Raw genomic sequence first — 25,438 nt, 5'->3', positions numbered from 1 at the left:
TGCATATCTTTCCGCTTGCAGAAACCTGCGTTTTCGGCAATGTCAAATGCCGAACGTCGGACTCAGCAGTGCGGGCTCACTTCCGCTTGATTAGCTCTTGATAGTGACTGATGGCCTCAAGTAACGAATCAACCGGCCAAGCGCCGTTTAGTTGGGGGCGCACCAGCGCGTTGGCAGTCGCCATCGCTCTGCACTCGTTCGCTTTCCTTGTGCTTGTTGCGCCGATGGCGCCGCCCAAGACGCAGGAAAAGCAGAAGGAGAAGGTTGTGCAGGTCGATTTTATCGAGCCGCCGCCGCCCCCGCCCCCTCCGCCGCCGCCGCCGCCGGAACCACCCAAGCAGCCGCCGCCGAAAATCATTCAGCAGGTGAAGCCGCCGCCGACTCCGCCGCCGCCGGCTCCACCGCCGCCGGCAGTTGAAGAGGCGAGCTCGAACCCTGTTCCGGCACCGCCGCCGGCGCCTCCCGCGCCGCCAGCTCCGCCGGCAGATATCGCAGCTACCGCGGATATGTCGTACCGTCAGCGTAACCCGCCAAAGTATCCGCCTCAGGCGGTGCGTCAGCGGCACGAAGGTACGGTGGTACTTCTGGTTCTCGTTGGTGTCGACGGTTCGCCGAAGGATGTCAAAGTCGATCAGTCGAGCGGTTTCCGCGAACTGGACAAGGCAGCAGAAGACGCGGCCAGGAACTGGAAATTCAACCCGGGTAAACGAGGCGGCCAACCTGTAGAAGGCTATGCACGTGTCCCCGTTACGTTCAACCTAAACCAGCTGTAAGCCCCCACACTTACATCTTTTAAGTTCACGCTTGACTTCCCAAGGGTAGCGTTATGTTGCAAGACACCTCCGCTCAGCCTGCACAGCCAGGTCAAAACTCCAACGCCGACGCCCTCAAGCAGATGGGCTTCGATCACCTTATCCACAACTTCGATCCGCTCGGTTGGATCGTGTTCGTGGTGCTGGTCGCGATGTCCGTGCTCTCGTGGTACTTCATCGTCGCCAACTTCATCCGTAACAGCATGGTGCGTGCGCGCGCCGACAAGGTCATCCAGGGCTTCTGGAACACCTCGTCGACGCAGGAAGCCATCCGTATGCTCGAAGAGCAGCCGAAGGGCGAACCGTTCTCGAAGATCGCGCTCGACGCCGCGTCGGCCGTTGCTCACCACCAGCAGGCTGCTGGCGGTCGCCTCGCCGAGACGCTGTCGCGTTCGGAATTCATCGACCGCGCTCTGCGCCAGGCCGTGGCTCGCGAGAGCCTGCGTCTGGAAGGCGGCCTGACCCTGCTCGCCACGGTCGGTTCGTCGGCCCCGTTCATCGGTCTTCTCGGTACGGTGTGGGGTATCTACCACGCGCTTATCGGTATCGCCGCTTCGGGTTCCGCGTCGATGGATAAGGTTGCCGGTCCCGTCGGTGAAGCTCTGATCATGACCGCGTTCGGTCTGTTCACTGCTATCCCGGCCGTGCTCGCATACAACTTCTTCATGCGCTCCAACCGCCTGACCTACGCCAAGTTCGACGAATTCGCGCACGACCTGCACGACTTCTTCGCCACCGGCGCTCGCGTCGAAGGTACGGCGCCGGTCGTCGTCAAGAAGTAAGGAGCTGACCCATGGCTATGTCCAGCGGTGGCAACAGCGGCGGTCCGATGTCAGATATCAACGTCACGCCGCTCGTCGACGTGATGCTGGTTCTGCTGATCATCTTCATGATCACGGCGCCCCTGATGTCCCATAAGGTCCAGATCGATCTGCCGAAGGCTAATCCGAACGTTAAGGATGACACCCCGGTCGAACCGATGGATCTCGCGGTCAAGCCGGACGGTACGTACTTCCTCAATGACGGTGAAGTCAGCGAGGCTGAACTGAAGGCTCAGTTCGCGGTTGCGGCGGCGAAGTCGCCGCAGCCGGAACTCCAGATCCGTGCGGACCGCACCACCGAATATAAGGTGGTGAAGAAGATCCTTGGCGATGCCAAGGAAGCCGGTATGGTCCACGTCGGCTTCATGTCGACCGGCAAGGAGTAACGAACATGGCATTCAGCTCAGGCAACTCTGGTGGTCCCATGGCGGACATCAACGTGACGCCGCTCGTCGACGTCATGCTGGTTCTGCTCATCATCTTCATGATTACGGCGCCGATGCTGTCGCATAAGATCAAGATCGATCTTCCGCAGCCGAACCCGAACGTGCAGAACCCAGAGAATCCGCCGGATCCCGTCCGGCTGCAGATTCGCCAGGATGGCTCGCTGTACTGGAACGATACGCCGGTTGACGAGCTTGGCCTCAAGGCCCAGATCGCGGTGATCGCCACGCAGTCGAACCAGCCGGAACTGCAGATCGACGCGGACGACGCGGCACAGTACGAGGTCGTGGCTCGCGTGCTTTCCGACGCTAAGGGCCAGGGCCTGACCAAGATCGGTTTCGTTAACTCGAACTGATCCACGGTCTGTCCGGTTAGACGAAAAACCCCGCCATTCGGCGGGGTTTTTTTTTGCTCCTGTAGGGAGTCAGCCCTGCTGGCGATTCCAGCCGCCTCAGGACAAGATCTCGAGATAAGCCTTCACCGTATTGGTAAGCCCCTGATACAACGCCTCACCAATCAGCGCGTGCCCGATCGACACCTCGGCCAGGCCGGGAATCGCCGACTTGAACGTGCCCAGGTTTGCCTGGCTCAGATCGTGCCCGGCGTTCACGGCGAGGCCGGCCTGCTGGGCACGTTGCGCCGTGTCGGAAAACGCAGCCAGCTGCTTCCGCGCATCGCCCTCGGCAAACGCTTCGGCGTACGGCCCGGTATAGAGCTCGATCCGCTGCACACCGATGGCTGCCGCCTCGGCAAAGCCGTCTCCCCCGGCGTCGACGAAGACACTGACACGGCAACCGATCTCGCGAAACGCCGCGACGATGGGCTTGAGCGTCTCGATGTCTTTCGTCAGATCGAAGCCGTGATCCGACGTGATCTGACCGTCGCCATCCGGTACGAGTGTGACCTGATTCGGCCGTACTTCCCGGGCGAGTTCGAGGAGACCCGGGTAAGCGCCGCGTGGGCCTGCAAAGGGATTGCCTTCGATGTTGTATTCGACGCGTCCCCGCAACAGACCGGCGATGACACGGACATCGGCTGGCGTGACATGACGCATGTCGGGCCGCGGATGCACGGTGATGCCGCCGCAACCTGCCTCGATGCAGGTGTGCGCCGCGGTGGCGATATCGGGCTCGTTGCCGCCGCGCGAATTGCGCAGCACGGCGATCTTGTTCAGGTTTACGCTGAGTAGTGTCATCGACCGTCCAAAAAAAACGCACGCCACCATTGCGACGTGCGTAATGACTGTCTTCCCAGCATAACTCGCCACATCCCTGTGGCGCACTCCACGGTCACGCACACACACACGTAACTGAGACACGGCTCGCGGGGAAAAGGTTCAAAGCGCAGATGTGAAGACGCGGATCGAGCGTTCACCGCCGCGCCAGGCCACCGCGGCGACCGTTCCGTCGGCGAGCCCGAGCGGATGCACCTGCCAGGCCCGCGCGGGTGCTATGTCGCCGTCGAAGTCCTTCGGGTGCGTGCAGTTGCCGACGATCTCAAAGGCCGCGCGATGCAGACCGTAGGACAGGCCGCCTCCGTGGGCCTTTAGCACCGCTTCCTTGGCCGTCCACAGCGCTAGGAAAGCGGACAGCAGGTTCGCTGAAGGCAGCGTCTCCAGCCATGCCGTCTCGCTGGCCGCGAAGAAACGACGCGATAGTTCGAGCGCCCGGGCGCGGGGCCGGATCGTCTCGATGTCGACGCCGACCTGGAAACCGACAGGCCCCCTTCCGACCGCCAGAACGGCCACGTCACCGCTGTGCGACCAGCTGAAACCAAGGGTATCGAAGGGGGCGGGAAAATAGGGCTTGCCGTGTTCAGCGCGCGCGATACGAGGAGCGGCTGGGCCGGCGTATGCCGCGAGCAGTTCGGCGAAATGCGCCTCACCGGCACCACCGGCCCATGACCCATGCCAGATATGGATCTCATCATCGTGCAAGGGAGGAACGGATAGTGGCGACGTCATTCCGACGATGCTGCTTCGTATCGGGCGTTGGAGCAAGTCCTGCAACGGTCGCCGCAAAGCCCTAGAATCGACCTGTGCAAACCGGGGAGCACCATTCGTGATCGCAGGCTGGCTTCTGCTGCTGGTGGCCCTTCTGTACGTGGGGCTGCTGTTCGTCATCGCGTACGTCGGTGACCGGCGGCCACTGTATCCCCGTCAGCCTCGACTGCGCCCGCTCGTCTACAGCCTGGCGCTCGCTGTCTACTGTTCGTCGTGGACGTTCTATGGCGCGGTCGGCACCGCGGCACGGTCCGGCCTCTCCTACCTCCCGATCTATCTTGGTCCGCTGTTGCTGTTCGTCTTCGGATTCGGCCTGCTTCAGCGTCTCGTTCTCGTGGCGCGCGAGCGCAACATCACCTCGATCGCCGATTTCATCGCCGCGCGTTTCGGCAAGTCGCACGGTCTCGCCGCGCTCGTCGCCATCATCGCCGTCGTCGCGATCATTCCGTACATCGCGCTGCAGTTCAAAGCCGTGGCGATGTCGTTTGCCGTGCTCGGTGCCGGTAACTCGGCATGGTGGTTCGGCGACACCGCGTTATGGTGTGCCGCCCTCCTCGCGGTCTTTGCGATCCTCTTCGGTACGCGCAACATCGACGCCACGGAGCACCACCACGGCATGATGCTCGCCGTCGCGGTGGAGTCGCTGGTCAAACTGCTGGCCTTCGTCGCCATCGGCATCTATGCCTGCATGCATGGTCCCGGATTGCAGGAAACGCTTCGCGCGCCGGTGCTCCAGATCGAGAAAGGCAGCCTGCCGCCCGGGTTTGTCGCACAGACCCTGCTCGCCTTCTGCGCGATGTTCTGCCTGCCCCGTCAATTCCAGATCGGCGTGGTCGAATGCGAAGATCCACGCGATCTGCGCCGTGCAAGATGGCTGTTCCCGATCTACATGATCCTGATCTCCGCCGCCGTGCTTCCCATCGTCAGCGCCGGCATGGGCCTGAGTCAGGTCCGGGGTGGGCACCTGGACGCGTGGGTGCTGAATCTTCCACTGGCGCTGGGCGATAGCGGCATGGCGCTGCTCGCCTTCGTTGGCGGGTTTTCCGCGGCGACCGGCATGGTCATCGTCGCCGCTGTCGCCCTCGCGACGATGATCAGCAATGACCTGGTCATGCCCGCGCTGTTGCGCATCCGTCGCCTCGACCTCGAGAAACGTGGCGATCTGTCGAACACCGTGCTGCTGATCCGCCGCATCGCGATCGTTGGCCTTGCGGCGCTTGCGTACATCTATTATCGGATCATCGCGGACGCCGAGAACCTTGCCGCGACCGGTCTGCTGTCGTTCGCCGCGGTCGCCCAGTTCGCTCCCGCCATCGTGTCGGCGCTCTATTGGCGCGGTGCCAGTCGCACGGGCGTGCAGGTCGGCTTGCTCGCCGGCTTCGCCGTCTGGGCTTATACCCTGCTGCTACCGGCAATGACGCGTGCGGGGTGGCTCGGCACGCCGTGGATGGAAGAAGGTCCGTTCGGCATCGGCTGGCTGAAGCCGACGGAGCTCTTCCACCTGACCGGATGGGAGCCGGTGACGCACGGCACGTTCTGGTCGTTGCTGATCAACGTCGGCTGCCTCGTCTTCATCTCGCTGCGTTTTCGACCCAGCGTGGCGGAACGCCTGCATGCGGCGCTCTTCGTGGACCCGTTCGTGCGCAGCGTCGGTGGCGCGGGCGACTGGCGCGGCCGCGTCACCGTTCGCGACCTCGGCACGATCGCCGGTCGCATCGTCGGCGAGCGCGTCACCGCACGTGCCTTCCACGAGTACGGTGAGCGCCACGGTGTCACCCTCACCCCGTCGGACGCCGCCGATCGACCATTGATTCAGTTCACGGAGCGACTGTTAGCCAGCGCCGTCGGCGCCGCCAGCGCGCGCCGCATTCTCATGGGCGCCCTCTCCGGTACCGGCCTGGATATCGCCGAAGCGATGGCGCTGCTCGACGAGGCATCGCAGGAGTTGCGTTTCAACCGCGAGCTGTTAGCCACCACGCTCGAAAACGTCTCGCAAGGAATCAGCGTGGTCGACGGCGACATGCGTCTGGTCGCGTGGAATCGCCGCTACGTGGAACTGTTCGACTACCCGGACGGGATGGTGTACGTCGGCCTTCCCGTCGCCGATCTCATTCGCTGGAACGCCGAGCTGGGCGAGTGCGGACCGGGCGAGGTCGACGAACACGTCGCCAAACGCATTCGCTACATGCGGGCGGGCTCGCCCCATGTGTTTTCCCGCGTGCGTCCCGATGGCACCGTCATCGAGATGCGCGGACGCGCCCTGCCCGGCGGTGGATTCGTCACAACGTTCACGGACGTCACCGCGTACAAGTCGGTCGAACAGGCGCTGATCGACGCGAACGAGACACTGGAACAGCGTGTCGAAGACCGTACGGCCGAGCTGTCCGAAGCGCTCAACGCCACCGCGATGGCGCGTCGCGATGCGGAAGCGGCGAACGCGTCGAAGACACGCTTCCTCGCGGCCGCGAGTCACGATCTGTTGCAGCCATTGAACGCCGCGCGTCTCTTCACCTCCGCATTGCGACAACACCCTGGCCTGGATGGTGAAGCGGCCGGGCTGGCCGAGCGCATCGACGCATCCTTCCGCGCTGCCGAAGATCTACTCGACGCGCTACTGGATGTGTCACGGCTGGATGCGGGCAGCTACCGCCCCGAGGTCGTTCCGTTCGCACTGGCCGATCTGTTCGACTCACTGAAACAGCAGTTCGCCGTCGTAGCCGAACAGCGTGGCCTCACGCTGCGTGTGGTTCCTTCGTCGTTGTCCGTGCGATCCGATGCACAGCTGCTGCGCCGTATCGTCGCGAATTTCCTCTCGAACGCACTCCGCTATACGCGTTCGGGTGGCGTACTGCTCGGCGTCCGCCATGTCGGAGAACATCTTCGCATCGAGGTCTGGGACAGTGGCCCAGGCATCGCGGAAGAACAGCAGGCACGCATCTTCGGTGAGTTTCAGCGCCTCGAGCGACCGTCGCCCTGGGGTGAAAAAGGACTGGGCCTCGGGCTATCGATCTGCGATCGCCTCGCCGGCATTCTCGAGCATCCGCTGGGACTTCGCTCGCGCGTCGGACGCGGTAGCTGCTTCAGCATCACGGTGCCGCGCACGGCATCGGTCTCACGTAAGCGCGCACCGGCGATGGCGCGGCCCGGCGGTGGTGAGCAGCTGCCATTGACGGTGCTGTGTCTCGACAACGACGACACGATCCTGGACGGGATGCAGGCTTTGCTCGGTCGCTGGGGCGTCGATTGTCGTGTAGCGATCGACCTGCCGACGGCGCTCGATATCCTGTCGAGAACGCACGTGGATCTGATCCTTGCGGACTACCATCTCAGCGATGAGATGGACGGGCTCGAGGCGTTGCGGCTGATGGGAACGAAAGTCGCACCGATGCCGCCAGCGGCGATGGTGACGGCGGACGGGAGTACCGAGTTGAAACAGCGTGCGCGGGCGTTGGGTTATCCGTTGCTGCATAAGCCGGTGAGGCCGGCGGCATTGCGGGCGATGCTGGTGGCATTGGCCAAGCGCGCAGGGTCGAATGCGGCGTAATGGAAGAGCGTCGCGCGCAAGGCGCGCTCCTACAGGTAGCAGCGCGTCTTGCGTGCGATGCACATAAATGTAGGAGCGCGCCCTGCGCGCGACGCTCTTAATTGGCGCCGGGAAACGCCTCCTTCTCCACATCCAGATGACTCGCCGCCAGGGCGACCTGAGTACGGTTGGACACGCCGAGCTTGCGCATGATGGCCGTCATATGCGCTTTGACGGTCGCCTCGGATACTCCAAGGTCATAAGCGATCTGCTTGTTGAGCAACCCTTCGGCAATCATGTTCAGCACGCGAAACTGCTGCGGTGTGAGCGACGCGACGCGTGCCGCGACGTCGGCCTCGTCAGGCTTCAGTTCGACATTGCCGCCGACCAGCTGATGAGGCAGCCACACGTCGCCGTCGAGCACGGTGCGCACCGCTTCGACGATCTGATCGACCGCCGCGGACTTCGGAATATAGGCCGAGGCACCGTGCGCAAGCGCCCGACGCGCGACCTGTGCTTCCTCATGACCGGAGACCACGATGGTGGGCAGGCCTGGATACTGCCCACGAATGTGCGCGAGCGCGGAATACCCGCGCGCGCCGGGCATATGCAGATCCATCAGTAACAGGTCCGCATCCGGGACGGACTCGATCACCGCGAACAAGGCGGGTACGCTGTCGGCCGTGTGCACGGTGGCGTCAGGTAACGCGGCAAGCACCGCGCGCTGCAAGGCATCGCGGAACAGAGGATGGTCGTCGGCGATGATGACATCGGACATGCGGATTACTTGATCAGCCTTTCTTCCACGAGACTCTTCACCACACCGGGATCGGCCAGGGTCGATACGTCGCCGAGCTGATCCGGCTGGTTCTCGGCGATCTTGCGCAGAATGCGGCGCATGATCTTGCCCGAGCGTGTCTTCGGCAGGCCCGGTGCCCATTGCAGATAATCCGGCGCGGCGATGGGGCCGATCTCCTTGCGGACGCCGGCGATCAGTTCCTTCACGAGCGAGTCGTCACCGTTCTCTCCCGCGTTGAGCGTGACGAACGCATAGATGCCCTGGCCCTTGATGTCGTGCGGGCAACCGACCACGGCCGCCTCGGCCACCTTGGGATGCGCGACCAGCGCGCTCTCCACTTCCGCCGTGCCGATACGGTGGCCGGAGACGTTGATCACGTCGTCCACCCGGCCGGTGATCCAGTAGTACCCGTCTTCGTCGCGACGGGCGCCATCACCCGTGAAATAGTTGCCCGGGTAGGTCTTGAAGTAGGTATCGATAAAACGCTGGTGGTCGCCGTACACGGTGCGCATCTGACCGGGCCAGGAATCGGTGATGACCAGATTGCCACTTGCGGCGCCTTCCTGCGGCTTGCCTTCGGCATCCACGATGGCCGGCACGATGCCGAAGAACGGCGTGGTCGCCGAGCCAGGCTTCAAGGCGGTGGCTCCGGGTAGCGGCGTGATCAGAAATCCACCCGTCTCCGTCTGCCACCAGGTGTCGACGATCGGGCAGCGCTCTTCGCCTACCACGCGGTAGTACCAGTTCCAGGCTTCGGGATTGATCGGCTCGCCCACGGTGCCGAGGACGCGAAGGCTCTTGCGCGAGGTCTTCTTTACCGGCGCATCGCCTTCGCGCATCAGTGCGCGGATAGCGGTGGGCGCGGTGTAGAACAACGTCACCTTGTGCTTGTCGACCACCTGCCAGAAGCGGCTGAAGTCCGGATAGTTCGGTACGCCGTCGAACATCACCACGGTGGCGCCGTTGGCCAGCGGGCCGTAAACCACGTAGCTGTGCCCCGTGATCCAGCCCACATCGGCCGTGCACCAGTAAATATCGTCTTCGCGCAGGTCGAAGGTCAGCTCATGCGTCAGGCTCGTATAGACGAGGTAACCCCCACTGGTGTGCAGCACGCCCTTGGGCTGGCCCGTCGAACCCGACGTGTACAGCGTGAACAACGGATCTTCCGCGTTCATCGCCTCATACGCGCAGTCCGCGGACTGGCCTTCCATCAATGTGTGATACCAGCGATCGCGCGGCGACTGCATGTTGATGGCGCCGCCGGTACGACGCACGACGATCACGGTGTCCACGCTGTTGGTACGCGGACGAGTCAGTGATTCGTCCACGTTGGCCTTCAGCGGAATCTTCTTGCCACCCCGGCAACCCTCATCGGCGGTGACGACCAGCTTGGCGCCCGAGTCCGCGATGCGCGCAGCGACCGAATCGGGCGAGAAGCCACCGAACACCACGGAATGCACCGCACCGATACGCGCGCAGGCCAGCATGGCGACGGCGGCTTCGGGAATCATCGGAAGGTAGATCAGTACGCGATCGCCCTTGGCCACACCGAGGTTCTTCAGCGTGTTGGCGAACTTGCAGACCTCGGTGTGCAGCTCCCGATACGTGAGGCTACGCGTCTCGTTCGGATCGTCACCCTCGAAGATGATGGCGGTCTTGTCGCCGCGCGCCTCGAGGTGACGGTCCAGGCAGTTGGCCGCGACATTGAGCTGGCCATCCTCGTACCAGCGGATATGCAGGTCGGCCGGGTCGAACGAGACATCTTTGATCTTCGTCGGCGGCACGATCCACTCCACCCGCTCGCTCATCTGCTTCCAGAAACCCTGCGGATCCTGGACGGAGCGGGCGTACATGGCGTCGTAGTCGGCCTTGCTGACGCGCGCGGTGGCGGCGAAGGCGGGATCGACCGGGTGGATGTCGGACATGCATGCTCCTGGAGACGATGGCGTATTGGCTATGCCCGAAGTTTAGCCTCGCGGCGCAACATAAAGCTGCGAAGCGGCTACGACTTTGGTCGAGGTTCGACCTTTGGCCAATGGCACGCGTCATGGGCCTGCCACATGCTCGCCCTGCCAATGGTTGGGGAGACCATGATGAAGACGAACCGTTCCGGTGGCCGCAAGGCCATCGCCCTGAGTGTCGCCTGTGCCTTGATGCTGCCGATGGCGGTCGTTCCCGACCTCGCCCAGGCGCAAACCAGGTCGAAAAAAACCACGAGTCGCGAAGCCCAGCTCGAGTCCCGGGTGAACCAGCTCGAGCAGCAGCTCGCCGAGCTCAAGGCGATGATCCAGGAGCAGAAAGCCGCGACCTCCGAGGCCACCACGACGGCGCAGGCCGCCCAGGTGCAGTCGCAGCAGACCGAAGAGAAGGTAACGAAGGTCGAGAAGGTCGTGGCCACGGTGCCTGCCAAACCGGCCTTCACCACCGGCACCGCGCCCGGCGTCTCGCTCGCACTGCACGGCTTCATCAACGCCAGTGCTTTCACGCAGAACAAGGCGTACACCTATGGTAACGGCGCCAACTCGGAGTATCCGATTCCCGCCGGCGGGGCGAACCGCGCCGATGGCCGCGTCAGCGGCGTCGATGTGCGCAACACCCGCTTCTGGCTCGACTTCACCGGCGCGAAGTTCAACGAAAACTGGGCTGGCAGTGGCCGCATCGAGATGGACTTCTTCGGCGGCTTCAACGGCACCGGCGCCTACGCCGGATCGCAGCCGGAACTGCGGATGCGTCAGGCCTACATGGACATCACCAACGCGAACGCTGGCACGACGTTCCGCATCGGCCAGATGTGGGACCTGATGTTCCCACTCGACTACATCCCCCAGTCGCTCTCGCATATCGCCTTTCCGCTCGGCTATGGCAGCGGCGTGATCGGCTGGCGTTTCCCGGGCGTCGTCTGGATGCAGGACCTCAATCACGGGTCGGAAGGCACCAGGTGGCGCTTCGACATGGCCGTGTTGCAGGGCAGCTGGAATGGTCCTGGCGCGACGGCGACGACGAACTACCAGACCGCGGGCAATGCGGGCTTCAAGCCGCAGATCGAGGCGCGCCTCACCGCGAAAGGCAGCAACTGGCAGGTCTTCACCGCCGGTCACTACAGCAAGGTCGACCTGCACGGTGTCGACGGCCTGACCCCCACGCCGATCAAGAGCAGCCTCAAGAGCACGGCGGTCGAAGTCGGCGGTATGTGGACACCGGGTCAGTTCATCTTCAAGAGCGTGGTCTATACCGGCAACGCGATCGGCGAACTGTTCGGCGACCTCTCGCAGTTCGGCGACATCAAGGACAAGGGCGGCTACCTGCAGGCGGGTTACAAGTTCGACACGCACTGGACGGTCTACGCGTTCGCCTCGGTGAGCAAGCCGGATAAGGACGACGTGCTTCGCTGGCGTGCCGCCAATACCCCGGGCTTGCTAAAGAACCGACAAAAGGCGGCGAGCCTGCAATACACCACGGGCCCGTTCGATTTCAGTGTGGAGTGGATCCACGCCAACCTCGACTCGACCACGGCGAACGGCCTCGGCCGGCAGAAGACCGCCGGCAACGAGTTCACGCTCAACGGCAATTACCGGTTCTGATCGGAGACCGACATGGCGACTACCGCAAGCGGCCTGAGGGCTGACGGCACCATCGGAACCAGCCACAAGCGCGTGATCCTCGCGTCCAGCCTGGGCACCGTTTTCGAATGGTATGACTTCTATCTTTACGGCTCGCTCGCCGCGCTCATCGGCAAGCAGTTCTTCACGGGGTTGAACGAGACCAGCCAGTTCATCTTCGCGCTGCTTGCGTTCGCGGCCGGCTTCGCCGTCCGCCCGTTCGGCGCGATCGTTTTCGGTCGCATCGGCGATCTCATCGGTCGCAAGTACACGTTCCTGGTCACCATCATCATCATGGGTACGTCGACCTTCCTGGTCGGTGTGTTGCCCGGCTATTCGACGATCGGTGTCGCCGCGCCCGTGCTGTTGATTCTGCTACGCCTTCTCCAGGGTCTGGCGCTCGGTGGCGAGTACGGCGGCGCGGCCACCTATGTGGCCGAACACGCACCCGACGGAAAGCGTGGTCTGTACACGAGTTTCATCCAGATCACGGCGACGTTCGGTCTGTTCCTTTCGCTGCTCGTGATCCTCGGCACGCGTCTCGGGCTCGGCACCGAAGCGTTCGAAGCCTGGGGCTGGCGCATTCCGTTCCTGATTTCCGCCGTGCTCGTCGGCGTGTCCGTCTACATCCGGCTGCAGCTGCACGAGTCGCCGGTGTTCCAGCAGATGAAGGCCGAGGGCAAACAGTCCAAGGCCCCACTGACCGAAGCGTTCGGCCAGTGGAAGAACCTTCGTCTCGTGATCCTCGCGCTGCTCGGCGCGACGGCGGGGCAGGCGGTCGTCTGGTACACGGGACAGTTCTACTCGCTGTACTTCCTGACCCAGAGCCTGAAGATCGACGGCACGACGGCGAACCTGCTGATCGCGGCCGCGCTGCTCATCGGTACACCGTTCTTCGTGTTCTTCGGCTGGCTATCCGACAAAGTAGGCCGCAAACCCGTCGTGCTTGCCGGTTGCCTGATCGCTGCGCTGACGATGTTCCCGATCTTCCGGGGCCTGACGCACTTCGGCAATCCCGCTGTCGAAGCGGCTGCCGCTGCCGCACCGGTCGTTGTCACGGCCGATCCGGATGCCTGCACGTTCCAGTTCGACCCGGTCGGCAAGAAGACCTTCACCAGTTCGTGCGATGTCGCCAAGAGCGTGCTGGCCAAGAAAGGTATTCCATACACCAACGCGGCCGCACCGGTCGGCACGCTGGCGACGGTGAAGATCGGCGACGAGGTCATCGAGTCGTTCGAGGGCGGTTCGCTCGACAAGGCGACGTTCACCGCGCAGAACAAGGACTTCACCGCGAAGATCGGCGCGCAGGTCAAAGCCGCGGGTTATCCCGAGAAAGCCGACCCCGCGCAATCGAACTACCCCATGCTGGTGTTGTTGCTGGCGATCCTCGTGCTCTACGTCACGATGGTCTACGGCCCGATCGCCGCCTGGCTGGTGGAGATGTTCCCGACACGCATCCGTTACACCTCGATGAGCCTTCCCTATCACATCGGCAACGGCTGGTTCGGCGGATTCGTCCCCACGATCGGCTTCATGCTGGTCGCGTGGAAAGGCGACATCTACTACGGCCTCTGGTACCCGGTCGCGGTCGCCCTGATGACCTTCGTCATCGGCCTCTTCTTCGTCCGTGAAACCAAAGACGCGCCTCTCCAGGACTGAGCCCGAACGCGCCGCGCGCGCCTGCAGGAGCCAGCCCCGCTGACGAAAGCAACCTGGCCCCGGTCCACGATGACCGGGGCCAGTGCTTTGCAAAACCCCCATCTCACAGCTCATTGATCCCCGACACGCGATAGTGTCGTGATGAACCCGCTAGACCTCCTCCTCCGCCTGAGCACCGCCGCCATCCTCAGCGGCATCATCGGCGTGAACCGGGGTCGCCTCGAATGGACCGCCGGACTGCGCACCCACATGCTGGTCGGCGTGGGCGCCGCTCTCGCGATCATCGTCTCCGCCTTCGGCTTCGCCGACGTCATCAACCAGGAACACGTCGTTCTCGACCCCTCGCGCATCGCCGCGCAGGTCATCAGCGGCGTCGGCTTCCTGGGTGCGGGCACCATCCTCTTCGTCGAACGCGACCAGATCGTCCGTGGTCTGACGACAGCGGCAAGCCTGTGGGCCGTCGCATCCGTCGGCCTCGCCGCCGGCAGCGGGCTTTACGTCGCCGCCGTTCTGGCGACGGCGATCATCTGGATCATCCTGGCGTTGCTCAAGCCGCTCGAGCGCAAGCTTACGGGCAAGCGGAAGACGCGCCCGCGGCTTACCGCACGGTTGAGTGGGACCAATGCGCTGTCAGCCTGCGAAACCGTGCTGGCAGAGCAGCATCTTCCATTTGCGAAAACGATTCTGCGTCGCGAGCCCGATGGCGATGACGTGGTGACGATTCTCTTTGCGAAGCCGGTACGTCGCGAGCAGCTGGCGACGTTGGCGGATGCGATGCGATCGGTCGAAGGATTGAAGTCGGTGACTTACGATGCGCCGCCGGAGACGCGTCGTCGCTGATCCTGAGGACGGCGCACGCAGCCGATACCGATTTGTGGCCGAGGTTTCTTCATTCGCGCCGTCGGAAGTACACGATAGATTTTGGCGTCTGGACCGGCCCACTTAAGCACCGCGACATAAGACGGTGGATTGAGCATCCACTCTACCGTCCCTTCACGCCGTCCGATCACGCCCGGGTTCTTGATCGCGTACATCGTTTCGATGCGGTCGCGGATACCGTTGAGGTAGGCGTCCGGATCGGGATGGCCAGTCGATACGATGTGGGCAGCAGCCCTGATGAGGTCCTTTACGGCGAGCCCCATGTAGATGAGCAAGCTTAAATTCCTTTTTTGCGTCCACGCGTCTTCGCGATTCTGGGAGACGATGCTACCACCGGCTCCAGGTTTCGCTTTGCAACCATCGCAGCCGTCGCCTTCTTTACATCCTCCCAGACATCGGCATGCTCATGCCACGTCGCGACGCCTTGTTCCTCTTGTTGCAATGCCTCGTCCACCTTCGCCCGGAACCAGCGTTCGTGCTCAAGCGCTTCGGATGCGCGTTTTGCGCGATCGGAAACGTCAGTGCGCGGAGCGCGGAGCAAGCCCTTCTGATACTGAGAAATATCCACAAGAAAAGACGAAAGTCCGGCACGTGCGAGTTCACGCACAGCGGTATCGGTCGTGGCAAACATCTTTACCTGACCCGCGCGATTGGTCAGTACGCGCTCGCTGCTTCCCGCGTCGGCATGCACTGTAAAGCCCCCCTTCTCCCCTAGGATCGTTGCGGTCTTTACTGCGCCACTGGACACGAGATCCCGGAGGGCGTCGAGCTTGATCGGATGCGGCATGCGATAATCAGATTATTAATAAGTCGGAACAGATTAACATTAATCGGTGTCGTGTCGCAGAAGCTCATCCGGCTCGCCACGTCCACCTTAGAACTGCGAGCGCGTCGACAATGCCTGACACACCGCATCATCCGACCCGGCACTGCTGGAGTTGCAAGCAACGCGGTTTGCCTCGAGGCCTTTCGTCACAGCCGGGCTCCTGCCTGCCGACGTATACGGAATCTCCGCATTCCCCGGCGGGTGCCAGGTCTCTCGCGGCGCCTCAACACTGATGGTCTCGGACGGCGGAAACGTCCGGTAACGCGCGGGATCCCATGGCGTACCTGCGGCCTGCTGGTCGCGCTGTTTCACGAGCTTGCCGTACTCGTGCTTCTGCCCGGGCGTTCCGTTCGGGATCGACGCCTGAAGCCGGCGCGTCTCCTGGCCGGTGTACTTCATGCGCTTCAGATCCTTGTCGATCGTCTTCTGCTGGGCCTGCTTCTGCTCCGGCGTGAGCTCGGCGTGCGCGGGGAGCGCCATGACGAGGGCGAGAAACATAATCCACTGACGCATGCCGGATCCTTCTAGCGGGACAGGTATCCGAGGTTACCCTTGAGGAAACGCCCATCGACGCCCTTCCGATCCGCCGTTAAGTCACGAGAAGGTTGCGACTACCGATCAGGATCGGCGCGTCGCCTGAGCAGTCATGCCGTCGCCACGATATCGCAGCCCGTGAGACACGAATTGCGTACATTTGTATGCATGCCCACACCCATCCCCATGATCCGCCAACACAAGGGCCGCGGCGCCGCTTCCAACCCGGAGGGCCGCTTCGAATCCACGCGGTACCAGGCCGAGGACGACGGCTGGCATCGGGAGGACGAGGACCGCCGCCCCGCCACCGAAGTTCGCGAGGAACTGGCCCGGAGCGTCATCTCGCGCAACGACTCACCCGACGTGGGTTTCGATCGGGCGACCAATCCGTATCGCGGTTGCGAGCATGGGTGCATCTATTGCTATGCCCGGCCATCCCACGGATACCTCAACCTGTCGGCCGGCCTCGACTTCGAGACCAAGCTCTTCGCCAAGACCAACCTCGAGGAAGTGCTTCGCGACGAACTGGCGCGTAAGAACTACACCTGCCAGCCGATCAACATCGGTAGCAACACCGATCCGTATCAGCCGATCGAAAAGAAGTGGCGGCTCACGCGTGCGGCGCTCGCGCTACTGAACGAGTGCAACCATCCTTGCACGATCGTGACCAAGAACGCGTTGATCGAACGCGACCTGGACATCCTCGTACCGATGGCTGAGCGAAATCTCGTGCAGGTCTTCATCTCGATCAATTCGCTGGATAACAAGCTGGCGTCGAAGCTGGAACCGCGGGCGAGCGCGCCGCACCGGAGGATGAAGGCGGTGGAAACCTTGAGTAAGGCCGGTGTGCCGGTGGGCGTGCTGGTCGCGCCGATTATCCCTGCGCTTAATGAGCGCGATGTTGAGGCGATCATCGAGCAGGCCGGTGTGGCTGGCGCACGATCTATCGGCTATACCTGCGTGCGTCTGCCGCATGAGCTCAAACAACTTTTCCGCGAATGGCTGGAGTTGCACTATCCAGATCGCGCATCGCACATCATCAGCCTGATTCAGCAGATGAATGGCGGAAAGGATTACGACTCGAACTTTGCGACGCGTATGCGGGGGCAGGGGGTGTTTGCGGACATTATTCGGAAGCGGGTGCAGGTGGCGTCGAGGAAGGCGGGGCTGCACCGGGCGTGGGATACGGTGCTGGATACGTCGAAGTTTGTGCCGCCGAGGATTCATTCGCCGCAGGGCGATCTGTTTTGAGATTTGTACCGAGACGATGCGGGAAGACAAGTCCGCTCTCTGCGTATCAATCGCTGGGCTTTGTCTTCGGTGCTGCCTCACTCTTCGGCTAAGTCGCTTGATCGGCCGGTCTCAGGCCCGACGCCATGCTGCACGCGAAGTCCTCGTCGTTGATCAACGTCAGCACCAACCCCATGCACGCGGCGATACGCACCGGGCGGCATGCCGACAACGCGCTGGAACACGCGCGTCAGATGGCTCTGATCGGCGAATCCACACGCGACCGCGATGCTGCTCGCTGGCTGTGCTGTGCCCGACAAAAGTTCCATCGCAACTGCCACGCGTCGCCTCTGCAGCCATTTGTACGGCGGGAGGCCGGTCGACATCCTGAATGCGCGGATGAGATACCCGCTGGACACGCCGCAAGCCGTTGCGAGTTCGTCGATCGATATCTGACCTGCCAGATTGGCGCAAAGCAGCTCTTTCGCTCGGCTTAGCGTGCTCTGATCCAGGCCCACGCTGGTTCTGCGCGAATCGACGCGGGCCCCGCCGTATCGCGTAGCAAGATGCGTCAGGAGTGCCATTTCCACGTGATCGGTAAAGATGCGGCTGGACGTTCCGGGCGTCTTCGCAGCTTCGGCAAGTGCTCTCGCGAGGCCGTCGACTATCGGATCCCCGATGCTGCGCCCGGGCGCTACGTCCAGATGTTCCACCGGATTGCGAAGACCGAGCGCTGCTGTATCGAAGCAACGCATAGGAATGTGAAAGTTGACGCAGTCGAATGCGCTCACCAGGTTTGCCTTCCAGCGATCCCGGTAGTCATACGCGGTGAACTCGCCAGCGTGCCAACTGTCCGTGTGCACCCGGCGCCCGTTACGCCAAAGTTCGCCGCGATACGTATCAAGCTGCAGCGAAATCATGAAGGCGCTCTCGAGCGCATGCGGATCGCTGAGGCCCAGGCCACCACCTCGACACGTAAGCCGGCTTATGCTCACGCCGCTTCGGTTCATCGCCGTGCAATTCAGCGTCGCCATGCTGGCGACGCGCAGGTATCGCATTGACCGGTTTGTAAACTGCGCGGACATCGGGAGGCCTGAGGTGAGCGCGTGCGAGCTCAGTCGTCGACGGACGGTAACCTTGCGCTATCGTGCGAGGCAATACCCAGAAGGTGGGATGCCGGTAGCGGAAGGCCCCTGCATTTATGGCTGGAACCTTCCGCCGAACGAGGTGATGGATGCCTTCCCGGGAGGCGCCCCGCGCGCCATATCGGTGAGGCTCTCAGGCAGTCATGGACTCACCGCGAGCAAGCGCACGGCGCTCGATACTGGCGGCGAACAACGGCGTTTCGCGACTGTTGTGATCGCCACCATCCCGCTGGCGTGCATCGGCGGCTACTTCAAACGGTGTGCCGTGCTTGGCAATGAAATCGAGGAAGTCCTGGGTCGGATGAGCAACGACGCTGTTGGTGTACTCGCACGTCGTGTCGTCGATCTTCCTGACGCTGAGGGTCCAGATGACCTGGACGCGCGTTCGGCCATTCGGCGTGAAGGCGTCGGAGGTCGACACCATCTTGCAAAGACTGGGTGTCGCGATTTCAGCGACATAGTGCTGAACCATCAGAGTCTGGCCGATCATCTCCACGTTGATGGACATCCGCTTGCCGTCATCCGTGCTCGTGGTACCGGCGGAAATGTGGTCGGGAGAGCAGCAGCGCTGATACTCGGCTTCGGGGAGACTGAAGAGCCAATCGGCTATGTCGACTTTTTCGATCGGCGCGTTAATGACGGCGGAGTAGGCCGATGAGGAGAGCTGCTTCCCGGTGATGATGACATCTGACATATGAACTCCTATGGGCGGGAACTGATGGGTGGCCTAAAGGGCCAGCTTTCTGTCGCACTCCCGACCTGGGCCGGCCATAGTCAGGAGTGAGACAGAACTATCGGTTCATCGTCGAAAAGTCGCCAGATATCCCATCGTATGCGCAGCGGCGACGACTTGGTTCGATCGCTTCATACCAAGGTTTTGTCGAAAACGGCGTTTTTGACGTATCCCGCCGTGGTTGGAACGCTACGTACCTCGCGCGAGGCGCAGTCGCAGCGAACGACCGATGGAGCCACGCCGACGAGAGGATGTGCGCCACGCAACCACTGAGCGCAGGCGAACAGATGCAGCTACCGAAGCCAGATGGTCAGGCCATATCGAGCCCGAAGGCGTGGTAAGCCAGCGTCAACGGATATCCTCGATAGCCTTCAGAGGCTGCAGCACGATATCGGCAATGGCCGATACGCCGACCTTGAAAGCAACCTGGTAATCCGGATCGGCGACCATCGTCTGAAACGCCGACCGTCGCGGATACTGAACCAGCACGACGGCATCCCATCCCTGAGTTCGCCCTTCGCTGAGCACGGACAGACCATCCCCGCCGAACACGATCTTTGCGCCGAATCGAGCGAGGATCGGCTTGGCCATACCAAGGTACTCGAGGTATCTCTCCCGGCCGCCCTCGGGCTCGAACCGGATGAGATTCAACATGACGACCGGCGATTCGTCGTTCTCGGCGAAGAAGGCCTCCAGGGCGGGTTGCGACAGCGAAACCATGGGTGTTCCTTTGGGATGGCGCGGGAGGTGCGCCCATGAAGGAATATCACCGCGGTGTGTCAGAAACTGTCAGCAGAAAATCGTAGCGGGGAATTCCTGCGGGAATCCGCGCATGAAGAATGCGCGCTAACCCTCTGTCGCCCTTTCCAGCGCATCCGCGAACCTGCGCATCAGGCGGACCAGGTCCGAGATATCGTCAGAGGGCCAATCCTTGAAGATCTCACGCCCCATGCGCTCTCTTGCCAGATCCAGCTGATCGGTGACCGCCTTGCCCTTCGCCGACACGACGGCCTCCCGCATCCGCCGGTCCTGCGCATTCTCGTGCCGGATGACCAGCTCCATGCGCTCCAGCTTGCTGACCTGTCGACTGATCGTGGTGTAGTCGCGACCCAGCCGGTCCGCCAGATCGACCACGCCGATCGGTCCGACTCGTTCGATCACCACCAGCAGACGAAACAGGGCCTGGTCGAGCCGTACGCCCGCTTCGGCGATAAGCCGCTCGTCGTTTCGCGGCCGGTTCATGACACTGACGATCGAGATCAGGGAGCGATGGAGGTGCTTCAGATCTCCGGCGAGATGGATGTCCGGCACTTTCTTCGTGGTGGGCATGGCGCGCCTCCTGTTGCGTGCATTTTACACGTACTACGAAGATGCCCGCATCGACGTCGGGTCAGGATCGGATGGGTCGCGCCCTTCATCTTCTCGTGGCAGGCTAACGCCATGAATGACACCGATCGCAACATCCTCGGACGCTACGCCGTCACCGCGCTCGCACTGGCCCTCCTTGTACTGGCGCCGTCGATTCACGCCGAAGACGGCCCGGTATACGGCAGCGAACTCCAGGGCTTCGGTTATCCGTACCCTGTCGCGCATTTCCGCTTCAGGTCGCAGCGGCAGGACGTGCAGATGGCCTATATGGACGTCGCCCCGAAGGGACGTAAGGCCAACGGCCGTACGGTCGTCCTGCTTCACGGCAAGAATTACTGTGCCGCCACGTGGGCTCCGACCATCGACGTGCTCTCGCGCGCCGGCTATCGCGTGTTCGCCGTGGATCAGATCGGTTTCTGCAAATCGTCCAAACCGCAAAGCTATCAGTTCACCTTCCAGCAACTCGCACACAACACGAACGACCTGCTGAAGTCGCTGCACATCGACAAAGCCATCGTCATGGGTCACTCGACCGGCGGCATGCTGGGCATTCGCTACGCGCTCATTTACCCCGATCAGGTCGAGCAGCTCGTGCTCGTCGATCCCATCGGTCTGGAAGACTGGCGCGCCAAGGGCGTGCCGCCGGTGTCGGTGGACCAGTGGTACGAACGCGAACTGAAGACGACGGCCGATCGTATCCGGAATTACGAGAAAACGACCTACTTCGCCGGTCAGTGGAAGCCCGAATACGAGGCCTCCGTGCAGATGCTTGCCGGCATGTACCGGGGGCCGCAACGCGACCTCGTCGCCTGGAACTCGGCGCTGCTCTACGACATGATTTTCAACGAGCCGGTCGTCTACGAGCTTCCGCGCCTGCAGCCGCGCACGCTGCTCATGATTGGCGACAAGGACGTCACCGCCATCGCGAAGGATTTCGCGCCGGCCGACGTGCGGCCCACGCTGGGTAACTACCCGAAGCTCGCGAAAGACGCCGTGGCCGCAATGCCCCACGCGACGCTCGTCGAGTTTCCCGATGCGGGGCACGCGCCCCAGATGCAGGAGCCGGCGCGTTTCCACGAAGCGTTGCTCAAGGGCCTGCAGAGCGCCCATTGATCGCGCGGTCGCCGGGCACCGGTGCGTCTTCACCGTCAGGCGGAACGCGTCGTCCCACGCTTCACCCACGCCCCGCGCGTTCCCCAAAGCACGGTCCATCACAGCGCTGTGCTTTTTCAGATTCAGTCTTTTCCCGATAGTCCCCCGACAGGCGGATGGACACGATGGTCATGCCGGCGCGTGACAGATGCCGGTCCACTCACCATCGAGGAGAAACGAACATGTTGGAGAACCTGCTGGGTTATTGGGGAGGCAAACCCACGGCCGGGCTTGCGCACGCCGGTGAAGAGCTCAAGAAAGCGGCCACGACGGCAACCGCGGCAACGGCCGAAGACGTCGAAGGCTATCGTAACGATCGCCACGCCATACACCTCGCCATCGAAGAAGGGATTTACAGCAACCACGGGCGCCATAAGGGCCCTGTCCAGACGGCTGTCGGTTACCTCGACGATTGCATCGATGCGGCGCTGAAAGAGCGTTACCGTCTGAGCAACGACAAGGTGAAATCATCGCTGGGTTACTTCGCCCTGGCGCTGGCAACGGCGGGCTTCGACGATGAGGACACGACGGGCACCCAGATGGGCCAGTTTCTTGGGGAGTGGCGCGGCGGGGGCTTCTGAAGCCCGCCGACTGCTCCGATCGGTGCGGGCTACGGCTGGCGCGTGACTATCCGCTATCGGTCGTCGTGAGACGGCGGTCGGGGCCCGGTGGCCCCGACCGCCGCGAGCTTACTTCGACGGCGCGGGCTTGGCGCCGGCCGTGTTTTCCGGCAGCGCGAACGCCACCAGCGTGTCACCCATCTTCGTACCCAGCGAGCCATGGCCACCGGCCATCACCACCACGTACTGACGACCGGTGGTATCCGACACGTAGCTCATCGGGGTGGCCTGGCCGCCGAACGGCAGACGACCTTCCCACAGCAGCTTGCCGTCACGCACGTCGAACGCGCGCAGGTAGTAGTCGAGCGTGCTGCCGAGGAAGGCGACGCCACCGCCGGTGGTGACCATGCCACCCAGGCTCGGAACACCCAGCGGCAACGCGATCGGCACCGGGGCGCTGTCACGCGTCGTACCGTTCTTGTGCATCCAGACCTTCTTCATGGTGCGCAGGTCGACCGCGGCCACATAGCCCCACGGCGGTGCCTGGCACGGGAAGCCGAGCGGCGACAGGAAGGCCTTGATCTCCACCGCGAACGGGGCGCCGGTCTGCATCTGCAGACCCATCTCGTTGCCCTTGGTGCCACCGGCTTCCGCATCGGCTTCGGCACGCGGTACCAGGCGCTCGAGGAAGCCCATGTAATCCGGGTTGAGGATCATCAGCTGGCGCACCGGGTCGATCGTCGCGCCGCCCCACTCGAAGATACCGAGCGGTCCCGGGGAGATGATCGCGCCACGGCCAGCGGTCTGCGGCGTGAACGGACCTTCGTAACGGCGCGACTTGAAGGTGATGCGGCACATCATCTGATCGATGGGATTCGTGCCCCACATGTCCGCTTCGGTGATGTTGCGGTCGGGCAGGAAGGTCAGCGCCGAGAACGGCTGCGTCGGCGACACGTGATCGCCCGCCGCGACGTTATCCTGCGGCACGGGACGCTCGGGTGCCGGCACCACGAGCTTGCCGTCACGACGATCGATCACGTAGATGTCGCCGCGCTTGGTCGTGGCGACCACCGAGGGCACCTTGCCGTTCGGCGTATCGATATCGACCAGCGACGGCTGACCACCGATGTCCATGTCCCAGATATCGTGATGCACGGTCTGGTAGACCCAGCGCACCTTACCCGTCGCCAGGTCGAGCGCGACGATGGCGCTGTTGTACTTCTCGCCATACGGGTTGCGCTTGCCGCCCCAGGTATCGGGCGTCTCGTTGCCCATCGGGATGTAGACCATGCCCAGCTTCTCGTCGACGCTGGATACGCCCCACGAATTCGGCGAGTTGGGCACGTAGGTCTGGCCTTCCGGCAGCGGAGTGGTTTCGTCCGGGCGCGAGGCATCCCAGTTCCAGACCAGCTTGCCGGTGATGGTGTCGTAGCCACGGATCACGCCGGACGGCTCGTTCGTCGACGCGTTGTCCGTGACGCTTGCGGCAACCACCAGCACATGGGCGGACACCGTGGGCGGCGAGGTCGGCATCAGGAAGCCGCGCTTCTTCATGCTCATGCCGTGGGTCAGGCCGATGACGCCGTTCTCGCCGAAGGACTTGCACAGCTCGCCCGTATCGGCGTTCAGCGCGATCATCGTGGCGTCCATCGTCGGCGCGAAGATGCGGCGCGGGCATTCGATCGATTCCGGCGAGCCGGCCACATCGGCGGGCGTGGCCGGCGCGGTGGTGTCACCGGCGGCGTTGGCGGCGACCTGATCGTGCACGTCCCAGTAGCTGACGCCACGGCAGATCATGTGCTGATAGGTCGACGCGTCGCGGTTGATCTTCGGATCGAAGCGCCACAGCTCCTTGCCGGTGTCCGGATCGAGTGCGATGACGATGTTGTGCGGCGTGCAGATGTACAGCTTGCCGTTGACCTTGAGCGGGGTGACCTCGTTGGCGATTTCCACCGGGTCGTCCGGGCCCTTGAAGTCGCCGGTATGGAACGTCCACGCGGGTTTCAGGTTGGCCACGTTCTCGGGCGTGATCTGCGTGGCCGGCGCGTAGCGCGTGCCTTCGCCGGTTGCGCCATAGGCGCGCCAGTCCTTTGCCGCCTGCGACGCTGGGTCCGGCGCCTGGCCAGCCATCGGCTCACCCGCCGCGACACCTGACAGATCGGTGTAATTGGTGAATGCCGACGCGACACCGACCGCCACGGTCGCCACCATCGCCACCGCAAGGCCGATGCGACCGGCACGCAGGTTCGCGCCCCTGGTCAGGCCGCCAACGATGAAGGGCAGCAGCAGCCAGACACCCAGCGCGAACCATAGGTCCATGCGCGGCAGCAGCTGCCACCAGTCGAGGCGGACTTCGCAGACCGACCAGATCAGGCTGCCCGCCAGCATGACTGCGAACAACGCGAGTACTTCGCGACGCCGCGCGAAGAGGAGCACGGCGCACACCAGTGCGGCGACGCCCATGATCAGGTAGTAAAGGGAGCCGCCGTAGCCGGCAAGGATGCCGCCACCGATGCCGCTGGCAAGGCCAAGCAGCACGAACACAACGCCTGTCGCGACCCTGAGGCCCGACGCCAGTGATTTCTTCATGACACGCCCGAGGATGGAATAAGTGACCCGATGGAAGGGAAATGGGGTGGCGCCGTCCCGTTCGGGAAAGGACGACGCGGGCCATCAGGGACGCGCGATGCGCACCTTCGGGTCACTGGCGTGACGGGCTTTCGGGAGGGATCGGGACAACGCCTCTAATATATGGTACCGCGAGGTTTCCTAAATCTCAAGTCAAGCTGAACGGCGACTTGGACCTATGAAAAAAAGCCATGAATAGTCCATCCCCCGGGCCTTAAGAGGTCGGCGTCGTCGTTAGCCATTCTTTAAAAAGCTTGTAGTGCCGTGCTCGCCGAAGCCAAGCGACCTGGATCCGCCGGGGTGCCACGCGCTTGATCAGGCGCACGATTGGCAGGAGATACAACGTCAAGCCGACGACCACCTGTAGCTCGAGCATCGAGAACGCAATGTCTATGCCCACGGAGTCGACGTAGGCGGCAAAGGGAACTAACACAGCATTAGTGCTCAACATGACGACTACAAGGACCGTCAGCAGACGGACGCACTTGGCGCCAATCCTTTCCTCTACCCAGGTTCTTGCGAGGTTGTCTGGACGAAACCAGACCGGATCCAGGAATGACTTTAGAAAATCGAACATACTCTTCTCGATAGACCAACCGTCTTAAGCCGCAACGGCGCCCTGATGCTATTACAGGACAGTGCGCGCCAGCCCCGGCGTGGAAAACGGAGGAGGCACGTCACGCGCGCCTCCTCCTTTCATCATTACAGAGTGGTCAAGATGGTC

Annotated in this window: 24 protein-coding genes; 11 read left to right on the top strand and 13 right to left on the bottom strand. The window is 62.9% G+C overall.

Features of this window, described 5'->3' with window-relative positions:
• Positions 1 to 110: 110 nt before the first annotated feature.
• From FA85_RS10140 to FA85_RS10125, 4 genes are read left to right on the top strand one after another with little or no spacing between them, the layout of a single operon-like run.
• Entirely contained in the window at positions 111 to 773 is a 663-nt protein-coding gene (locus FA85_RS10140; protein WP_036109037.1) for an energy transducer TonB, read from the top strand.
• 53 nt (positions 774 to 826) lie between these two features.
• The gene (locus FA85_RS10135) at positions 827 to 1,594 is read left to right on the top strand and encodes a MotA/TolQ/ExbB proton channel family protein (protein WP_036109039.1); all 768 of its coding nucleotides are present in this window, start codon (positions 827 to 829) and stop codon (positions 1,592 to 1,594) included.
• Between the two features lie 11 nt (positions 1,595 to 1,605).
• Positions 1,606 to 2,019, top strand: a complete 414-nt coding sequence (locus FA85_RS10130; protein WP_036109042.1) for an ExbD/TolR family protein — start codon at positions 1,606 to 1,608, stop codon at positions 2,017 to 2,019.
• A gap of 5 nt (positions 2,020 to 2,024) precedes the next feature.
• Positions 2,025 to 2,432 (top strand): ExbD/TolR family protein, encoded by a 408-nt coding sequence (locus FA85_RS10125; RefSeq protein ID WP_036109046.1) that lies wholly within the window; start codon positions 2,025 to 2,027, stop codon positions 2,430 to 2,432.
• 96 nt (positions 2,433 to 2,528) lie between these two features.
• Here FA85_RS10125 and FA85_RS10120 read toward each other — a convergent pair whose 3' ends face one another.
• Entirely contained in the window at positions 2,529 to 3,272 is a 744-nt protein-coding gene (locus FA85_RS10120) for a pyridoxine 5'-phosphate synthase (RefSeq protein WP_036109050.1), read from the bottom strand.
• A gap of 141 nt (positions 3,273 to 3,413) precedes the next feature.
• Positions 3,414 to 4,040: a 4'-phosphopantetheinyl transferase family protein gene (locus FA85_RS10115; RefSeq protein ID WP_036109053.1), complete on the bottom strand. Its 627-nt coding sequence runs from the start codon at positions 4,038 to 4,040 to the stop codon at positions 3,414 to 3,416.
• Positions 4,041 to 4,137: 97 nt separating this feature from the next.
• Here FA85_RS10115 and FA85_RS10110 point away from each other — a divergent pair, with 97 nt between their 5' ends.
• The gene (locus FA85_RS10110) at positions 4,138 to 7,623 is read left to right on the top strand and encodes a hybrid sensor histidine kinase/response regulator (RefSeq protein ID WP_036109054.1); all 3,486 of its coding nucleotides are present in this window, start codon (positions 4,138 to 4,140) and stop codon (positions 7,621 to 7,623) included.
• A 97-nt stretch (positions 7,624 to 7,720) separates the two neighbouring features.
• On the opposite strand, the gene FA85_RS10105 is transcribed toward FA85_RS10110, so the two are convergent.
• Together FA85_RS10105 and acs are read right to left on the bottom strand one after the other, a co-directional pair.
• Positions 7,721 to 8,380 carry a response regulator transcription factor gene (locus FA85_RS10105; RefSeq protein ID WP_036109056.1) on the bottom strand — a complete coding sequence of 220 codons (660 nt, stop codon included), beginning with the start codon at positions 8,378 to 8,380 and terminating at the stop codon, positions 7,721 to 7,723.
• 5 nt (positions 8,381 to 8,385) lie between these two features.
• Positions 8,386 to 10,326 (bottom strand): acetate--CoA ligase, encoded by a 1,941-nt coding sequence (gene acs / locus FA85_RS10100; RefSeq protein ID WP_036109059.1) that lies wholly within the window; start codon positions 10,324 to 10,326, stop codon positions 8,386 to 8,388.
• Positions 10,327 to 10,494: 168 nt separating this feature from the next.
• On the opposite strand from acs, the gene FA85_RS10095 reads away from it, so the two are divergent.
• The 3 genes from FA85_RS10095 to FA85_RS20900 all read left to right on the top strand — a co-directional run bounded on the left by FA85_RS10095 (position 10,495) and on the right by FA85_RS20900 (position 14,499).
• The gene (locus FA85_RS10095) at positions 10,495 to 11,982 is read left to right on the top strand and encodes a porin family protein (protein ID WP_036116878.1); all 1,488 of its coding nucleotides are present in this window, start codon (positions 10,495 to 10,497) and stop codon (positions 11,980 to 11,982) included.
• Positions 11,983 to 11,994: 12 nt separating this feature from the next.
• Positions 11,995 to 13,659: an MFS transporter gene (locus FA85_RS10090; protein WP_036109061.1), complete on the top strand. Its 1,665-nt coding sequence runs from the start codon at positions 11,995 to 11,997 to the stop codon at positions 13,657 to 13,659.
• A gap of 141 nt (positions 13,660 to 13,800) precedes the next feature.
• On the top strand, positions 13,801 to 14,499 hold the full coding sequence (locus FA85_RS20900) for an MgtC/SapB family protein (protein WP_051943134.1): 699 nt from the start codon (positions 13,801 to 13,803) through the stop codon (positions 14,497 to 14,499).
• Here the strand turns inward: FA85_RS20900 and FA85_RS10080 are convergent.
• The 3 genes from FA85_RS10080 to FA85_RS10070 all read right to left on the bottom strand — a co-directional run bounded on the left by FA85_RS10080 (position 14,466) and on the right by FA85_RS10070 (position 15,877).
• Positions 14,466 to 14,813, bottom strand: coding sequence for a hypothetical protein (locus tag FA85_RS10080; RefSeq protein WP_036109063.1), 348 nt, complete (start codon positions 14,811 to 14,813; stop codon positions 14,466 to 14,468). The two genes, FA85_RS20900 and FA85_RS10080, sit on opposite strands and share 34 nt — an antisense overlap.
• A 2-nt stretch (positions 14,814 to 14,815) precedes the next feature.
• Positions 14,816 to 15,325 carry a hypothetical protein gene (locus tag FA85_RS10075; protein ID WP_051943136.1) on the bottom strand — a complete coding sequence of 170 codons (510 nt, stop codon included), beginning with the start codon at positions 15,323 to 15,325 and terminating at the stop codon, positions 14,816 to 14,818.
• An 87-nt stretch (positions 15,326 to 15,412) separates the two neighbouring features.
• Positions 15,413 to 15,877, bottom strand: coding sequence for a hypothetical protein (locus FA85_RS10070; RefSeq protein ID WP_036109064.1), 465 nt, complete (start codon positions 15,875 to 15,877; stop codon positions 15,413 to 15,415).
• Positions 15,878 to 16,066: 189 nt separating this feature from the next.
• On the opposite strand from FA85_RS10070, the gene FA85_RS10065 reads away from it, so the two are divergent.
• Positions 16,067 to 17,149: a PA0069 family radical SAM protein gene (locus tag FA85_RS10065; protein ID WP_197056518.1), complete on the top strand. Its 1,083-nt coding sequence runs from the start codon at positions 16,067 to 16,069 to the stop codon at positions 17,147 to 17,149.
• A gap of 77 nt (positions 17,150 to 17,226) precedes the next feature.
• On the opposite strand, the gene FA85_RS10060 is transcribed toward FA85_RS10065, so the two are convergent.
• The 4 genes from FA85_RS10060 to FA85_RS10045 all read right to left on the bottom strand — a co-directional run bounded on the left by FA85_RS10060 (position 17,227) and on the right by FA85_RS10045 (position 20,335).
• Positions 17,227 to 18,213, bottom strand: coding sequence for a helix-turn-helix domain-containing protein (locus FA85_RS10060; RefSeq protein WP_051943138.1), 987 nt, complete (start codon positions 18,211 to 18,213; stop codon positions 17,227 to 17,229).
• Positions 18,214 to 18,406: 193 nt separating this feature from the next.
• Positions 18,407 to 18,967: a hypothetical protein gene (locus FA85_RS10055; protein WP_036109066.1), complete on the bottom strand. Its 561-nt coding sequence runs from the start codon at positions 18,965 to 18,967 to the stop codon at positions 18,407 to 18,409.
• A 387-nt stretch (positions 18,968 to 19,354) separates the two neighbouring features.
• The gene (locus tag FA85_RS10050; protein WP_036109069.1) at positions 19,355 to 19,726 is read right to left on the bottom strand and encodes a DUF1330 domain-containing protein; all 372 of its coding nucleotides are present in this window, start codon (positions 19,724 to 19,726) and stop codon (positions 19,355 to 19,357) included.
• A 126-nt stretch (positions 19,727 to 19,852) separates the two neighbouring features.
• Positions 19,853 to 20,335, bottom strand: a complete 483-nt coding sequence (locus FA85_RS10045) for a MarR family winged helix-turn-helix transcriptional regulator (RefSeq protein WP_036109072.1) — start codon at positions 20,333 to 20,335, stop codon at positions 19,853 to 19,855.
• Positions 20,336 to 20,446: 111 nt separating this feature from the next.
• Between FA85_RS10045 and FA85_RS10040 the strand changes: the two genes are divergently transcribed.
• Both FA85_RS10040 and FA85_RS10035 read left to right on the top strand, forming a co-directional pair.
• Positions 20,447 to 21,487 (top strand): alpha/beta fold hydrolase, encoded by a 1,041-nt coding sequence (locus FA85_RS10040; RefSeq protein WP_051943139.1) that lies wholly within the window; start codon positions 20,447 to 20,449, stop codon positions 21,485 to 21,487.
• Between the two features lie 221 nt (positions 21,488 to 21,708).
• On the top strand, positions 21,709 to 22,107 hold the full coding sequence (locus tag FA85_RS10035; protein WP_036109075.1) for a hypothetical protein: 399 nt from the start codon (positions 21,709 to 21,711) through the stop codon (positions 22,105 to 22,107).
• A gap of 108 nt (positions 22,108 to 22,215) precedes the next feature.
• Here the strand turns inward: FA85_RS10035 and FA85_RS10030 are convergent, their stop codons facing one another.
• Both FA85_RS10030 and FA85_RS10025 read right to left on the bottom strand, forming a co-directional pair.
• Positions 22,216 to 24,675, bottom strand: a complete 2,460-nt coding sequence (locus tag FA85_RS10030) for a membrane-bound PQQ-dependent dehydrogenase, glucose/quinate/shikimate family (RefSeq protein WP_051943145.1) — start codon at positions 24,673 to 24,675, stop codon at positions 22,216 to 22,218.
• Positions 24,676 to 24,928: 253 nt separating this feature from the next.
• Complete coding sequence (locus FA85_RS10025; protein ID WP_036109078.1) at positions 24,929 to 25,291, bottom strand: hypothetical protein; 363 nt, start codon at positions 25,289 to 25,291, stop codon at positions 24,929 to 24,931.
• Positions 25,292 to 25,438 lie beyond the last annotated feature (147 nt).

The sequence above is a fragment of the Luteibacter mycovicinus genome (assembly GCF_000745235.1).
Lineage (GTDB): Bacteria > Pseudomonadota > Gammaproteobacteria > Xanthomonadales > Rhodanobacteraceae > Luteibacter > Luteibacter mycovicinus.
Note: the sequence above shows the minus strand (reverse complement) of the source record. Positions and strands in the feature narration are given on the sequence as shown.

Bases quoted from the DNA above. Each gene is read 5' to 3' on its own strand.
- FA85_RS10140 (WP_036109037.1), top strand. From the start codon at position 111: ATGGCCTCAAGTAACGAATCAACCGGCCAAGCGCCGTTTAGTTGGGGG.
- FA85_RS10135 (WP_036109039.1), top strand. From the start codon at position 827: ATGTTGCAAGACACCTCCGCTCAGCCTGCACAGCCAGGTCAAAACTCC.
- FA85_RS10130 (WP_036109042.1), top strand. From the start codon at position 1,606: ATGGCTATGTCCAGCGGTGGCAACAGCGGCGGTCCGATGTCAGATATC.
- FA85_RS10125 (WP_036109046.1), top strand. From the start codon at position 2,025: ATGGCATTCAGCTCAGGCAACTCTGGTGGTCCCATGGCGGACATCAAC.
- FA85_RS10120 (WP_036109050.1), bottom strand. From the start codon at position 3,272: ATGACACTACTCAGCGTAAACCTGAACAAGATCGCCGTGCTGCGCAAT.
- FA85_RS10115 (WP_036109053.1), bottom strand. From the start codon at position 4,040: ATGACGTCGCCACTATCCGTTCCTCCCTTGCACGATGATGAGATCCAT.
- FA85_RS10105 (WP_036109056.1), bottom strand. From the start codon at position 8,380: ATGTCCGATGTCATCATCGCCGACGACCATCCTCTGTTCCGCGATGCC.
- acs (WP_036109059.1), bottom strand. From the start codon at position 10,326: ATGTCCGACATCCACCCGGTCGATCCCGCCTTCGCCGCCACCGCGCGC.
- FA85_RS10095 (WP_036116878.1), top strand. From the start codon at position 10,495: ATGAAGACGAACCGTTCCGGTGGCCGCAAGGCCATCGCCCTGAGTGTC.
- FA85_RS10090 (WP_036109061.1), top strand. From the start codon at position 11,995: ATGGCGACTACCGCAAGCGGCCTGAGGGCTGACGGCACCATCGGAACC.
- FA85_RS20900 (WP_051943134.1), top strand. From the start codon at position 13,801: ATGAACCCGCTAGACCTCCTCCTCCGCCTGAGCACCGCCGCCATCCTC.
- FA85_RS10075 (WP_051943136.1), bottom strand. From the start codon at position 15,325: ATGCCGCATCCGATCAAGCTCGACGCCCTCCGGGATCTCGTGTCCAGT.
- FA85_RS10070 (WP_036109064.1), bottom strand. From the start codon at position 15,877: ATGCGTCAGTGGATTATGTTTCTCGCCCTCGTCATGGCGCTCCCCGCG.
- FA85_RS10065 (WP_197056518.1), top strand. From the start codon at position 16,067: ATGCCCACACCCATCCCCATGATCCGCCAACACAAGGGCCGCGGCGCC.
- FA85_RS10060 (WP_051943138.1), bottom strand. From the start codon at position 18,213: ATGTCCGCGCAGTTTACAAACCGGTCAATGCGATACCTGCGCGTCGCC.
- FA85_RS10055 (WP_036109066.1), bottom strand. From the start codon at position 18,967: ATGTCAGATGTCATCATCACCGGGAAGCAGCTCTCCTCATCGGCCTAC.
- FA85_RS10050 (WP_036109069.1), bottom strand. From the start codon at position 19,726: ATGGTTTCGCTGTCGCAACCCGCCCTGGAGGCCTTCTTCGCCGAGAAC.
- FA85_RS10045 (WP_036109072.1), bottom strand. From the start codon at position 20,335: ATGCCCACCACGAAGAAAGTGCCGGACATCCATCTCGCCGGAGATCTG.
- FA85_RS10040 (WP_051943139.1), top strand. From the start codon at position 20,447: ATGAATGACACCGATCGCAACATCCTCGGACGCTACGCCGTCACCGCG.
- FA85_RS10035 (WP_036109075.1), top strand. From the start codon at position 21,709: ATGTTGGAGAACCTGCTGGGTTATTGGGGAGGCAAACCCACGGCCGGG.
- FA85_RS10030 (WP_051943145.1), bottom strand. From the start codon at position 24,675: ATGAAGAAATCACTGGCGTCGGGCCTCAGGGTCGCGACAGGCGTTGTG.
- FA85_RS10025 (WP_036109078.1), bottom strand. From the start codon at position 25,291: ATGTTCGATTTTCTAAAGTCATTCCTGGATCCGGTCTGGTTTCGTCCA.